The sequence below is a fragment of the Mycobacterium sp. 1081908.1 genome (genome assembly GCF_001673535.1).
Classification (GTDB): Bacteria; Actinomycetota; Actinomycetes; order Mycobacteriales; family Mycobacteriaceae; genus Mycobacterium.
The window spans coordinates 109,417-122,899 of record NZ_LZLY01000133.1 but is presented as its reverse complement, the minus strand read 5'-3'; the positions used below and the strand labels follow the sequence as shown (position 1 = coordinate 122,899).

The following is a 13,483-nucleotide window of genomic DNA, read 5'->3' as shown; positions in this document are numbered from 1 at the left end:
CGCGGCCACCGGCGGCCCGTTCACCGCCCAGATCACCCGCGGCGACGCCGAAGCGCTCGCCCTCCGTGAGGGCGACACCGTCTACGTGCGCGCCACCCGAGTGCCACCCCTGCCGAGCGACGTCGTGATACCCCGTGGCGGCGTCGGCGACACCGACGAGGATCAGAGCACGCTTACCTCGGCCTGAGGCAGGGGGAGCCGGCGTTATCCGTTGTCGCCCATGACCGCGCCCTCCCGGCGCGGGTCGGCGCCGCCCGTCCACTGCGACGAGCTGCGGGTGATCGCCGACAGCCCGCTGGACTGGTCGGCCAGGTTGACCTGGTGTCCCAGGGCGCGCAGGCCAGCCACCAGCGGGTCGTGGTCGCCGTTGTCGGAGGCGTTGATCTCCGGATCCTCGCCACCGACGTTGGTGAGTGGCGAGTTCTGCGCACCGAAATCGACCAGTGACACCGCCTGCTGCGGGTTCAGGCCCCAATCGAGCATCGCCACAAGGGTTTTCACGACGAACTGGATGATCGTCGAACCGCCGGGCGATCCCGTCACCGCGTACAGCGCGCCGCGCCCCGCCGGCGAGGAATCGAACACCAGCGTCGGCGCCATCGAGCTTCGTGGCCGTTTGCCCGGCTGCACGCGGTTGGCGGTCGGTGATCCGTCGGCCGCGCGGGGGTCGGCGGCGAAATCGGTGAGCTGGTTGTTCAGCACGAACCCGTCCACCATGTGGAAGGAACCGAACGCGGACTCGACGGTCGTCGTGAACGCGGCCGCGTTGCCATAGGAATCGATGACGCTGACGTGGCTGGTGCCGTGCTCCGTCCCGGGCGGGGCCACGTCGGTGGGCACGCCGAAGTCCCCCGGCCTGGCGGTTCCCATGCTGCGCTGCGGTGAAATCAGGGCGGCGCGCCCGGCCAGATAGCCCGGGTCGATCAGCGCGCCGAGGGAACCGCCGGGCAACCGGACGAAATCCGAGTCCGCGACATATTTGTCGCGGTCGGCGTAGGCCAAACGCTCGGCTTCCGCGACGAGGTGGACGCCCAGCACGCTCGGGCGACCGCCGTTGAGGTCGACGTCGGTGGGCGGATACTGGCGCATCGGGAAATGCTCGAGGATGCCCAGCGTGGCGGCCACCGCGACGCCGCCCGACGACGGCGTTGGCATGCCGCAGATCTGCCGGCCGCGATACGTCGCGCACAGCGGGTCGCGCCTCTTGGCGACGTAGCCGGCCAGGTCGTCGTCGGTCATCAGGCTCGGCGTGCGGCCGCCCGAGCCGTCGCGCGCCGCCGCGACGATGTCGTGGGCGATGTCGCCGGTGTAGAAGGCGTTGACCCCGGCGGAGGCGATGGCGGACAAGGTTTTTGAGTAGGCGGGGTTCGTCAGCCGCGTTCCCCGGGCCTTGGGGCTCCCGTCCGGGTTGAGGAGGTATTCGCGTGCCCGCGGGTCGGCGCGCAGCGCGGCCGCCGAGTCGGAGATGGCCGCGGCCATCCGGGGGCTGATGTCGAATCCGTTGTCCGCCAACGCCGTCGCGTCGGCGAAGAGATCGCGCCAGGGCAGGTGGCCGTGGTCGTTGTGCACGAGCTCGAGCATCCGCGGAATGCCCGGGACCCCGATCGACCGTCCGGAGGCTCGGGCGTCGGGCATGGGTGCGCCGTGATCGGTGTCGCTGACCCAGCGCAGGTAGTTCTCGCCCGCCGCCGCGGGGGCCGTCTCGCGGCCGTCATAGGCCTGAACGGAACCGGCACGGGCGTCGTAATAGAGCGCGAATCCGCCGCCGCCCAGGCCCGACGACTGCGGCTCGACCAACCCAAGGACCGCCTGGGCGGCCACCATCGCGTCGGCGGCGGTGCCGCCGTCGCGCAACACCCGGCACGCCGCCTGGGTCGACAGCGGGTTGGCGGTCGCCACCGCGTAGTGCGCCGTTCGCACCGCGGTCATGTCGCGGCGGTAACCGGTCGCGTTCTCGGGGTTGGACGCGGTGCCGGCCGAAGCCGAAGGCGCCGACGGCTTTTGGGGAACGGGTGTGCCGTTGGGAACGATGTCGCAGGGACCCGCCGCGGCCGGCGTCGCGGCGTCTGGGCCACCGCCGCACCCGGCCAGCCCCACCACCAACGCGGCCAGCAAAGCTCCAATCGAGCGGGTGTTCAAGCCACGAAGTTTACGGGATCAGTGCGGGCGAATCAGGCGGCGATTCGGTCGATTCGCGTCTTGCGGGCCTGGTCAAAGCGGTCCAGCACCGTTTCGGCCACCAATCGGTGCGCGCCCAACGGTTGCGCCAACTCGATGCCGGCGTAGTCGGCGAACCTGCGCACCCGGTCCGGCAGCCGCCCCGGCGCCAGGAACCACGGCGCGATGACCACCCGTCGGGCGCCCTGCCGGCGCAACCGCCCGGCCGCCTCGGCCAGCGACGGCTCCGGACGGGTCACGAACGCCGTCGTCGCACCCGCCCAGCTGGTGCCGGCCAGCAGCCGAGGCGCCACCTGCCGGGTCCGCGCGTTGGCGATCGGGTCGGACGACCCGATGGCCGCCACGAGCACGCCGACCCGCTCGTCATGCTGCGAGGCGCCCAGGTCCGTAACCCGCTGGCGCAGCAGCGAGATCAGCCGCGGATCCTCGCCCAGCACGTCGGCTTGGGCGACGTCGACAAGCGACCGGGCGATCTGGCCGGGGATGTCGATGCGGGCGTGGTAGGCGTCGGCCAGCAGCAACGGGGTGACCACCGCCTCGCCGGACAGGCCGCCGAGCACGTCGACCAGGCTGGGGTCGTTCAGCTCGCAGAAGGCCAGCCGCACGTCCAGGCCGGGCCGCATCCGCGCCAGCCGGCGGGCGACGGCCCGGGCGTTCGCCGCCGACCGTGGATCCTCGCTTCCGTGCGCGGTGAGCACGAGACTGGTCACGACGCGTGCAGCCCGCATTCCGTCTTGGAGTGCCCCTGCCAGCGCCCGCTGCGCGGGTCGGCGCCCTCGGCCGGCTTGGTCGTGCAGGGGGCGCAACCGATCGACGGATAACCGTCGTAGACCAGGGGATTGACCAGCACGTCGTGTTCGTCGATGTAGTTCTGCATGTCGTCGTCGGTCCACGTGGCCAGCGGGTTGATCTTCACCAGCTTGTAGCCCTCGTCGAAGCTGATCACCGGGGCGTTGGCGCGGGTGGGGGCGTCGCTGCGGCGCAACCCGGTCACCCACGCCGAGTAGCCGCGCAGCGCCTTGCCCAACGGGGCGACCTTGCGCAGCCGGCAGCACTCGCCCGGGTCGCGCGCGAACAGGTCCTTGCCCATCAGCCTGTCCTGCTCGGCCACGGTGTGCTCGGGCGTGACGTTGACCACCCGGATGTCGTAGACGGACTCGATGGCGTCCCGGGTGCCGATGGTCTCCACGAAGTGGTAGCCGGTGTCCAGGAACATCACCGGCACGCCCGGGCGCACCTTGGCAGCCAGATCGATCAGCACGGCCTCCTGCATGCTGGACGCCACGACGTAGTTACACGTGGCCCAGCCGCGCGGCCCGTTGACGCCGCCGAAGTTCTCGTCGGTCCACCGCAGCAGCTCGATGGCGCTGGCGCCCTCGAGTTCCGCGGCGCCGCGGGCGGCCAACTGGCGCAGTTGGGCTTCCGTCGGGATCGTCAGTTCTGTGTTCAACGCAAATCGCCTTCCTCGGCGCGAACGACCCACTGCGCGAATCGTTCACCGTCGCTTCGGTGCTTGATGAAGTTGCGTGCTACTCGCTCGATGTAATCGCCCAGCTCGTCGCTGGTGACCTTGTGCTGACGCAGTTTTCGGCCGAAACCGCTGTCCAGGCCGAGGCTGCCGCCCAGGTGAACCTGGAAGCCCTCGACCGAGCCGCCGTGGCCGTCGTCGACCATCTGGCCCTTGAACCCGATGTCGGCGACCTGAATCCGCGCGCACGAATTGGGGCAGCCGTTGATGTTGACCGTGATCGGCACGTCCAGCGCGGCGTTGAGGTCCTCCAGCCGGCGCTCCAGCTCGGGCACCAAATCCTGTGCGCGGCCACGGGTTTCGGCGAACGAGAGCTTACAGAATTCGATCCCGGTGCAGGCCATGAGGTTTCGTCGCCAGTGCGACGGGCGGGACCGAAGACCCAGCGCCTCCACGCCGGCGATGAGCTCGTCGAGCTTGTCGTCGGCCACATCGAGGATGATCAGCTTCTGGTAGGGGGTGAACCGGATGCGGTCCGAACCGGCCCGCTCGGCCAGGTCGGCCACCGCCGACAGGACGGTGCCGGACACCCGCCCGGCGATCGGGGCGACCCCGACGGCGTTGAGCCCGTTCTTGAGCCGCTGCACCCCCACGTGGTCGACGGGGTGCGGGACCGGCTCGGGGGCGGGGCCGTCGATCAGGGGGCGCTTGAGGTATTCGGTCTCGAGAACTTCCCGGAACTTTTCGATGCCCCAGTCCTTGATGAGGAACTTCAGCCGGGCCTTGGCCCGCAGCCGCCGGTAGCCGTAGTCGCGGAAGATCGAGGTCACCGCGGCCCACACCTCGGGCACCTCGTCCAGCGGCACCCACGCACCGACCCGCTGGGCCAGCATCGGGTTCGTCGACAGGCCGCCGCCCACCCACAGATCCAGGCCGGGGCCGTGCTCGGGATGGTTGACGCCGATAAACGCGATGTCGTTGATCTCGTGAGCGACGTCCTGCAGGCCGGAGATGGCGGTCTTGTACTTGCGGGGCAGGTCGGCGAAGTCCGGCTTGCCGATGTAGCGGCGCACGATCTCGTCGATCGCCCAGGTCGGGTCGATCACCTCGTCCAGGGACTCGCCGGCCAGCGGCGAGCCCAGGATCACGCGCGGGCAGTCGCCACACGCCTCGGCGGTCTGCAGGCCGACCTCGTCCAGCCGGCGCCAGATCTCGGGGACGTTTTCCACCTCGATCCAGTGCAGCTGCACGTTCTGCCGGTCGGAGATGTCGGCGGTGTCCCGGCCGAATTCGGTCGAGATCGCCCCAATGGTCCGCAGCGCGGCCGTCGAGACCGCGCCGCCGTCGCAACGCACCCGCATCATGAAGTACTTGGCTTCGAGCAACTCGGCGTTCTCGTCGCCGGTGAATGACCCGTCGTAGCCCTGCTCGCGCTGGGTGTAGAGGCCCCACCAGCGGAAGCGACCCCGCAGATCGGACTTGTCGATGCTGTCGAATCCGGACTTGGCGTAGACGTTTTCGATGCGTTCGCGCACCTCGAGCGGGGGGCCGGCCTGCTTCATCTCCTCGTTGGGGTTGAGCGGCTCGCGATCTCCCAGCGCCCACTGACCCTCACTCCGGGCCTTGTTCTGGGCCCTGGCGGGACGGGCTGTGGTCATCGGATCTCCTTCGCGAACGTCGCAGGCTTGGACGCGCAGCACACCGCATTTATTTCGGCTGCGCAGATCCGGCAGCCAGCTGAGTACAGGTGGGGCGGGTCTACGGCATCAAGGCAGACAGCAACAACAACAGCTGCAGACGCGCTTGAGATCAATGTGCCGCCGAGCCACGAGGGCAATACGCAGGCTGCGGTTGGCGGCGATCACGCCAGCCATTGTGCCATGGGCCGCGACGGGGTTTGTCATCAGGTCATATTTTTCCTCACGCTGACCCAAAGTAGGGAGCGACCCTGGACGCCCGGGCAAACGCAGCCGCCAATCCCCTGGGAATGCCCGCCCCGTCCTCGGGCGCCCCTTACCCCGTGTGACCTGCCGCGATTCGTCTCGCGCAACGGCGCGGGCTGCCGGCGTGGGAAAATTCGGCATGACCCTTCGCGAGGCCTCGGTTGACCTGCCCGCCCTGCGGCCCGACCCCGGCCAGCCGTTCGGGTTGTACGTGCACGTCCCGTTCTGCATCACCCGCTGCGGATATTGCGACTTCAACACCTACACCCCGGCCGAGCTGGGCGGCGTCAACCCCGACGCCTGGCTGGAGGCGCTGGGAACGGAGCTGCGGCTGGCGGCCGCTCGGTTGGACGGACCGACGGTGAGCACGGTGTTCGTCGGCGGCGGGACGCCTTCGCTGCTGGGCGGCGCGCGCGTGGCCAAGCTGCTGGACATGGTGCGTGATCACTTTGCTCTCGCGCCGGACGCCGAGGTCACCACCGAGGCCAACCCGGAATCGGCGTGGCCCGACTTTTTTGCGGCCATTCGCGAGGCCGGATTCACCCGGGTGTCGCTCGGGATGCAATCGGTGTCACCGCGGGTGCTGGGCGTCCTCGACCGGGTACACACGCCGAACCGGTCGGCGGCCGCGGCCCGCGAGGCGCTGGCGGAGGGATTCGAACACGTCAGCCTCGACCTGATCTACGGCACGCCGGGGGAGTCCGACGACGACCTGCTGCGCTCCGTCGACACCGCGATCGACACCGGCGTCGACCATGTGTCCGCGTATGCCCTGGTTGTGGAGGAGGGCACCGCCCTGGCGCGACGGGTCCGGCGCGGCGAACTGGCCGCTCCCGACGACGACGTGCTGGCGCACCGCTACGAACTGGTCGATGCCCGGCTCTCCGGGGCGGGCCTGTCCTGGTACGAGGTGTCCAACTGGTGCCGACCGGGCGGTGAGTGCCGCCACAATCTCGGTTACTGGGACGGCGGCGAGTGGTGGGGTGCGGGGCCGGGTGCCCATGGCTATGTCGGTGCGACGCGCTGGTGGAACGTCAAGCACCCCAACGCCTATGCCGAGAAGCTGGCCGGCGGCGAACTGCCGGTGGCCGGTTACGAGCAGTTGGACGCCGACGCGTTGCACACCGAGGAGGTATTGCTGAAAACCCGGCTGCGCCAAGGGCTTCCGCTGAATCGGTTGGGCGCCGCCGAACGCGAACGCGCCGAAACCTCGGTCGCGGACGGGTTGCTGGTATCCGACGGCGACAGGTTCGTGCTCACCCCGCGCGGCCGGCTGCTGGCCGACGCCGTGGTGCGCACGCTGCTGGGATAGTCCTCAGGTGGCGCCCGGAAACCAGTGTGCGATCAGGCGATTGAACTCGATGTAGAGCGGGATTCCGATCGTGACGTTGTAGGAGAACGTCAAACCCAATGAGGCCGCGAGCGGCAACGTCGGGCTGGCCTCGGGGATCGCGAGACGCTGCACCGCCGGGACGGTGATGTAGGACGCCGCGCCGCACAGCACCGCGAACAGCACGTAGGTGCCCGGCTGGAAGTGGGTGTCGGTGAGGTCGGCGTAGGTGTAGGCGGCCAGGATCCCCAGCGCCGCAAACAGGTTGGGCGCCACCAGCCCGAAGACGATGAAGCCTCGCCCGGCGAGCTTGAGATCGTGCAACTTGCGCGACGCCGTCATGCCCATCTCGAGCAGGAACAGGCAGAGCACACCCTGGAAAGCCGCGACGAAGAGCTCGTTCTGGTCGTGAACGACCTTCTGTCCCTGCAGCGCGCTGACGAAGCCGATCACGATTCCGCCGATCAGGAGAATGAGCCCGGGATTGAGGAACACTTCCTGCATGAGTTCGCGGGAGAAGATCGGCATCCTCTTGGCCTTCCCGCGGGGCGCGCTGGTATCGGGCTCCCAGTTCGGATGCTCCAGCTTTTCCAGGGAGAATTCCAATTCCTGCTCGACGCCTCGTTGGCCCTCGGCGCTGAGGCTCTGGCCGGGCAGGGGTCGCGCGGCGGTGCCGGGACCGACGCCGACCTGTACCGGCGCGACATAACCGGGCTCGTCGGGCATATAGCCCGATTCGTTGAGACCGCGGTGGCGCAGCCGCATCACCAGGTACAGCGCCACCAGGCAACCGGGTATCTCCATGATGGCCAGCAGGACCGGCATGTACGCGTTGAATGCGATGCCCACGCCCGACAGAACGGCCACACAGGTGGCGAAGGTCCCCGCCGAATCCGAACCGTAATAGCCGGCGACCGTTGCGCGGTCGACTCGGCGCATGCGGGTCGTGTATTTCAGCACCACGTACGCCAGGACTCCGATGACGAAATTCAATGCGAAGCCCATCACCGCAAAGCCGGCGATGTTGTCGATGTCGGCCGGCTGGATCTTGGCGAGTTCTTCGCCCCCCTGCCAGCCGATCGACACCAACAGGTACATGGTCAGACCCTGATAGATCACATAGGGAAACTCGAACCGCACCTTCATGATCGGGATCAGGAAACCGAAGTAGAAGAACAGCAGCAGCGGCTTGAAGAGATTGTGGGTGAAGTTCTCCCAGAACTCATGAAGCATTAGTGCCTCCGACGGTTAATTCGGCAGTGCCGCGGGCAGCATTAAACGCCGGGGAGTTCACGAACATCATTAGTACCTTGGGGACTCACGGGACTTGCGTCAACGGAGTGAAGGTGTCTTTACGAATCGTTAACAACAGGTAACGCGGGGACGGTGCCGCCCGTCGCATCGGTGAGTGCGCGTGTGGGCCCAATGGCGTTGTGAGTCATTGGGCCTCGCGCGACGCGGCTCCTAGGTGAACCAGTGCCCGATCAGGCGGTTGATCTCGATGTACAGCGGGATTCCGATGGTGACGTTGTAGGAGAACGTCAAGCCCAGCGATGCGGCCAGCGGCAGCGTCGGGCTCGCCTCCGGAATTGCCAGGCGCTGCACGGCCGGAACGGCGATGTACGAGGCCGCGCCGCACAGCACCGCGAACAGCACGTAGGTCCCCGGCTTGAACTCGGTGTGGGTGAGGTAGGCGTAGGTGTGCGCGACGAAGATCCCAAGCGGGGCAAAGATGTTCGGGGCAAGCAGGCCGAAGAAGATGAAACCGAGGCCCGCCGATCGCAGGTCCTTCAGCTTGCGCGACGCTGTCATGCCCATCTCGAGCAGGAAAAGGCACAGCACGCCTTGGAACGCGAGCACGAAGAACTTGTCGTCGTCCGCGACGACCTTCTGGCCCTGCAGCCCACTGATGAGGCCGATGAGGATGCCGCCCATCAGCAGGACAAGCCCAGGATTGAGGAAAACTTCCTGCAACAGCTCGCGGGAGAAGATCGGCATCCGCTTGGGCTTGCCCAGCGCCGGGGTTTGATCGGGCTCCCAGTTCGGGTGCTCCAGCTTCTCCATCGAGAGCTCGAGCTCCTGCTCGATTCCGCGCTCGTTTTCGGCCGCGAGGCTCTGGCCGTGCGGGGGTCGTGCCGCGGTGCCGGGGCCGATCCCGACCTTGATCGGCGCGACGTAGCCGGGCTCGTCGGGCATGTAACCTGCTTCGCTCAGGCCGCGGTGGCGAAGCCGCGCGACGAGGTATAGCGCGACCAGGCAGCCCGGAATCTCCATGACGGCCAGCATGACCGGCATGTAGGCGTTGAACGCCATGCCGATGGCGGTCAGCACGGCCACGCAGGTGGCGAAGGTTCCGGCGGAGTCCGATCCGTAGTAGCCGGCGACCGTTGCCTTGTCGATTCGTCGCATGGAACTCATGCGTCCCAGCAGCAGGTAGGCCAGCCCCCCGATCAGGAAGTTCAACAGGAAGCCCACGACCACGAAGCCCGTGATGGTGCCGATCTCCTCGGGCTTGATCTTGGCGAGCTCTTCACCGCCGTGCCAGCCGATGGCCAGCAGCAGGTACATCGTCAAGCCCTGATAGATCACGTACGGGAACTCGAACCGCACCTTGAGGATCGGGATCAGGAACCCGAAGTAAAAGAACAGCAGCAGCGGCTTGAACAGGTTATGGGTGAAGTTGTGCCAAAACTCCTGCAGCATTTGGTGCCTCTCTTCAGTGATCCGGCGATCAGGGAAAGCACCGTCCGTACGCCGTCCACCACGAACACCCCGATGATCGTGCAAAAATTTAGCCCCGGCCTTGCGGGTCCGCCACTCGGAAACAGCCCGGAATGCCCACGTTTAACGTCAGCGTGACCGAATACCGGATTCCGCCAAAGCGTGAGGTCACAGCGGTGCTGGTAGGACACGTGGAGCGCGATTAGCGTGAAACTACTGTGACTTTTCTGGGGATTCGCTGTGGGGATGGGTGTTGCGCCGCCGGCGGGCGGCGGGGACGGTTTTCGGGGGGCCGGGGGAGGGGTTGCGCGGCGTTACATAGGTTAGGCTACATTTACTAACCGTGACCGATGTCAGCGTCGAGACGAGTTCCGCCGGCACCACGTCACCGATTCCCCTGCCTCCCGACATCCATCCGGCCGACCTGGCGGCCCGGCTGGCCGCCGCGCTGCCCGAGCGCTCGGGCGAGGAGTACCTCCTCTATGAGCGCGACGGGCAATGGGTCCTGGCCAGCGGCGTGCGGGCGATGGTCGAGCTGGACAGCGACGAGCTGCGGGTGGTCCGCGACGGCACGACGCAACGGCAGCAATGGTCCGGGCGGCCGGGACCCGTGCTGGGTGAAGCCATCGACCGGCTGCTGCTCGAAACCGACCAGCTTTTCGGCTGGGTCGCGTTCGAGTTCGGCGTCTATCGCTACGGGTTGCAGCAGCGACTGGCGCCCCGCACGCCCTTGGCCCGGGTGTTTTGGCCCCGCACCCGCATCGTGGTGACCCAGGACGCGATTCGTCTTTACGGTGCCGATGTCGTCCACCGCGAGGCGGTCCGCGAATTGTTGGGCGGCGGCGCCGACGCGCTGCCGGACGCCCGCACCATTGACCTGAGCGACGACCCGTCCGGTTACCGCTCCCGGGTGGCGGCGGCCGTCGGCGAAATCGCCAAGGGCGAGTACCACAAGGTGATCCTGTCGCGCTGCGTCGAAGTGCCTTTCCCGCTTGACTTTCCGTCCACCTACCGGCTGGGCCGTCGGCACAACACGCCGGTGAGGTCCTTCTTGTTGCGGCTCGGCGGCATGCGGGCCGTGGGTTACAGCCCCGAGCTGGTGGCGGCCGTTCAGCACGACCGGACGGTGGTGACCGAGCCGCTGGCCGGGACCCGCGCGCTCGGTCGTGGCGCGGCGCACGACCGTCAGGCCCGCGACGACCTGGAGTCCAACTCCAAAGAGATTGTCGAACATGCCATTTCGGTACGCAGCTCGCTGCAGGAGATGGCCGAGATCGCCGAACCGGGGACCTCGGTGGTCAGCGATTTCATGACGGTGCGGGAGCGGGGGAGCGTGCAGCACCTCGGCTCGACGGTCAGCGCCCGCCTCGACGCGTCGAGGGACCGGATGGATGCGCTGGAGGCGCTTTTCCCGGCCGTCACGGCGTCGGGCATCCCGAAGGCGGCCGGCGTCGAGGCCATCCTGCGCCTCGATGAGGGCCCCCGCGGCCTCTATTCCGGTGCGGTCGTGCTGGTCTCGGCGGACGGCGGCCTGGACGCGGCGCTGACGCTGCGCGCCGCCTACGAATGCGACGGCAAGACGTGGTTGCGCGCCGGAGCGGGCATCATCGAAGAGTCCGAGCCCGAGCGCGAGTTCGAGGAGACCTGCGAAAAGCTGTCCACGCTCGCGCCGTACCTGATCGCCCGGCGATAGCGCCAGACCCGCCCCCAGCCTCGTCGCCCGGCGACTTTAGTCCCCCGATCCCTATGCTGTCGCACGACTGGCCAGGACTGGGAGCTGGGTCCTGCGCAACTTCAAGATGCCCGGGTTCACCGTGCCGGAGTTTCGGCGCAAGGCGGTGATCATCGCGGTCGGCGGCGTCTACGATCCGCGCATCCATCTCGACGAGGTGGTCATGCCGGTCTTGAAGAAATGGCGCATCTTCGAACGCGATGACTTCACCGGCGAGGCGGCGCGGATGCGCGACGACCTCGGCGTGCTGATCAAGGAGCTCGAGGTGGCCGGCGACAAATTCGACGAGTCCAAGCAGCGCTACCTCGAGCGCGAGGCGCGCAAGACCGAGCGGATCACCGCCAACAACGGGCTCAAAACCGAAGGGACGCTGACGCTTAGCGGACGCTGACCGCGGCGCTTATGCCTCGCCCAGCTGCGCTGCGATCGCCTTCTTGTCGACCTTTCCGATCGGCGTGGTGGGCAGCGCCGGCATCCCGACCAGCATGTCGGGCCGGGCGTGGGCGGCGACGCCGCGCGCATCGAGGTGGGCGTTGAGCTCAGCGAGCGTCAACGGTTCCCGGGCGAAAACGACCGCGGCGCAGATCTTTTCACCGAGATACGGATCGGGCACCGGAACCGCCGCGGCCGAACGGATCGCGGGATGGCTCAGCATGTGCTCCTCGAGTTCGGCCGCCGCGATGGTCTCGCCGGCGCGGCAGATGACGTCCTTGACCCGGCCGGTGACCACCAAATAACCGTCGTCCCTGCGGCGGACGAGGTCGCCGCTGCGGTAGAAACCGTCGGGATCGAAGCTGCGCTCGTTGTCGCGTTCGGCGCGGAAGTAGCCGTTGAGGGTGTACGGCCCGCGCACCAGCAGCTCGCCCTCTTCGCCGGGTGCCACCGGCTCGCCGGCACCGTCGACGACGCGCAGTTCGTCGGCCGCACACAGCGGCCGGCCCTGGGTGTTCTCGACGATTTCCGGCGGATCGTCCAGCCGGGTGTAGCTCAACAGCCCCTCCGCCATTCCGAACACCTGCTGCACGCCCGGAGTCAGCGTGGCGCGCACCAGTCGGGCGTCGGCCGGCTCCAGTCGTGCCCCACCGATCTGCAAGAGCCGCAACGACTTCGGGGTCACCGGCTCCCATTCGCAGGCCTGGGCCCACAGCTTGGCCAGCGCCGGCACCAGGGCCGTCACGGTCACGCGGTGGCGCGCGATGGCGGCGAAGGCGGCCTCCGGGCTGGGATCGGTGGCGAACACCGTCGTGGCGCCGACGGACATGGCGCCCAGCAGGCCCGGACAGGCCAGCGGGAAGTTGTGGCCCGCGGGCAGCACCGCGAGATAGACGTCGTCCGCGGCCAGCCGGCAGACCTCGGCGCTGGCGGTCGCGTTGAACACATAGTCGTCGTGGGTGCGGGGGATCAGCTTGGGCGTGCCGGTGGTGCCGCCCGAAACCAGCAGCAGGGCAGGCATTGCCGGGTCGGCCGCCGGGGCCGGCGGGTCGACGGTGCCCTGTTCGCACAGTTGCGTCCACGCCGTGAACTTCCCGGGGTCGCCGTCGACGATCACATGCTTGAGCGCCGGGTGATCATCGACGAGCCCACGCGCCATCTCCGGATAGTCGAAACCGTTTGCGGCAGCCGGTATCACGAGAGCCGTCGCCTCGCTGACCGCGGCGAAGTGGCCCAATTCGGCGGTCCGATGGCCGGGCAGACACATCACCGGGATCGCCCCGGCCCGCAACAGCCCGAACAGCGCCGCGGCGAATTCGCGGCCGTTCGGCAGCTGCAGCAGGACCCGGTCGCCGGGCGCGACGCCCAGCCGGCGCAGCCCGGCCGCCGCGCGGCCGGCCCGCTCGTCGAGCTCGGCGTAGCTGAAACCGCCATCACCCGCGGCGTCGACGACGGCGGTCCGGTTCGGCCAGCGCCGCGCGGCCTCGGTCAGGATCGTGTCCAGGGTTCGTCCCGTCCAGTAGCCCGCCGCGCGATAGGACGCGGCCCGGCCGGCCGGAAACGGCACGAATCCCGCCATGCCCGCCGAAGGCCGCATCGTGTTCGGGACCATCTGTCTCCTCGGGCTCGGGGGGTGGTAGCGGGCGGCGCAGGGATGAGGATAGGGTAACGAAACAACT

At 68.3% G+C, this 13,483-nt stretch carries 9 protein-coding genes and 2 pseudogenes; 4 read left to right on the top strand and 7 right to left on the bottom strand.

All coding sequences use genetic code 11. The annotated features are described in order from the left end of the window. A pseudogene (locus A5655_RS22335) lies at positions 1–187 on the top strand (TOBE domain-containing protein); the annotation flags it as partial. A gap of 17 nt (positions 188–204) precedes the next feature. Here the strand turns inward: A5655_RS22335 and A5655_RS22330 are convergent. Genes A5655_RS22330 through A5655_RS22315 form a run of 4 tightly spaced genes read right to left on the bottom strand, consistent with a single transcriptional unit; the run spans position 205 to position 5,304 of the window. Further along, positions 205–2,139, bottom strand: a complete 1,935-nt coding sequence (locus tag A5655_RS22330) for a gamma-glutamyltransferase family protein (RefSeq protein WP_197508770.1) — start codon at positions 2,137–2,139, stop codon at positions 205–207. Positions 2,140–2,171: 32 nt separating this feature from the next. Beyond that, entirely contained in the window at positions 2,172–2,906 is a 735-nt protein-coding gene (locus A5655_RS22325) for a sirohydrochlorin chelatase (RefSeq protein WP_067013830.1), read from the bottom strand. Next, positions 2,885–3,628, bottom strand: coding sequence for a phosphoadenylyl-sulfate reductase (locus A5655_RS22320; RefSeq protein ID WP_067013828.1), 744 nt, complete (start codon positions 3,626–3,628; stop codon positions 2,885–2,887). Before A5655_RS22320 ends, A5655_RS22325 begins: the two co-directional genes overlap by 22 nt. Next, the gene (locus A5655_RS22315) at positions 3,625–5,304 is read right to left on the bottom strand and encodes a nitrite/sulfite reductase (RefSeq protein ID WP_067013826.1); all 1,680 of its coding nucleotides are present in this window, start codon (positions 5,302–5,304) and stop codon (positions 3,625–3,627) included. Before A5655_RS22315 ends, A5655_RS22320 begins: the two co-directional genes overlap by 4 nt. Before the next feature lie 424 nt (positions 5,305–5,728). Here A5655_RS22315 and hemW point away from each other — a divergent pair, with 424 nt between their 5' ends. Beyond that, positions 5,729–6,901 carry a radical SAM family heme chaperone HemW gene (gene hemW / locus A5655_RS22310; protein WP_067013856.1) on the top strand — a complete coding sequence of 391 codons (1,173 nt, stop codon included), beginning with the start codon at positions 5,729–5,731 and terminating at the stop codon, positions 6,899–6,901. A 3-nt stretch (positions 6,902–6,904) separates the two neighbouring features. Here hemW and A5655_RS22305 read toward each other — a convergent pair whose 3' ends face one another. Beyond that, a complete protein-coding gene (locus A5655_RS22305; RefSeq protein WP_067013824.1) occupies positions 6,905–8,152 on the bottom strand; it encodes a sodium-dependent bicarbonate transport family permease in 1,248 nt (415 codons plus the stop codon). A 231-nt stretch (positions 8,153–8,383) separates the two neighbouring features. Further along, positions 8,384–9,622 (bottom strand): sodium-dependent bicarbonate transport family permease, encoded by a 1,239-nt coding sequence (locus A5655_RS22300; protein ID WP_067013822.1) that lies wholly within the window; start codon positions 9,620–9,622, stop codon positions 8,384–8,386. A 361-nt stretch (positions 9,623–9,983) separates the two neighbouring features. On the opposite strand from A5655_RS22300, the gene A5655_RS22295 reads away from it, so the two are divergent. After that, positions 9,984–11,333 carry a salicylate synthase gene (locus A5655_RS22295; protein WP_067013820.1) on the top strand — a complete coding sequence of 450 codons (1,350 nt, stop codon included), beginning with the start codon at positions 9,984–9,986 and terminating at the stop codon, positions 11,331–11,333. An 88-nt stretch (positions 11,334–11,421) separates the two neighbouring features. Then, positions 11,422–11,763, top strand: a pseudogene (locus tag A5655_RS22290) (acyl-ACP desaturase); the annotation flags it as partial. Between the two features lie 9 nt (positions 11,764–11,772). Here the strand turns inward: A5655_RS22290 and A5655_RS22285 are convergent. After that, entirely contained in the window at positions 11,773–13,416 is a 1,644-nt protein-coding gene (locus A5655_RS22285; protein WP_067013816.1) for a (2,3-dihydroxybenzoyl)adenylate synthase, read from the bottom strand. Positions 13,417–13,483: the final 67 nt, after the last annotated feature.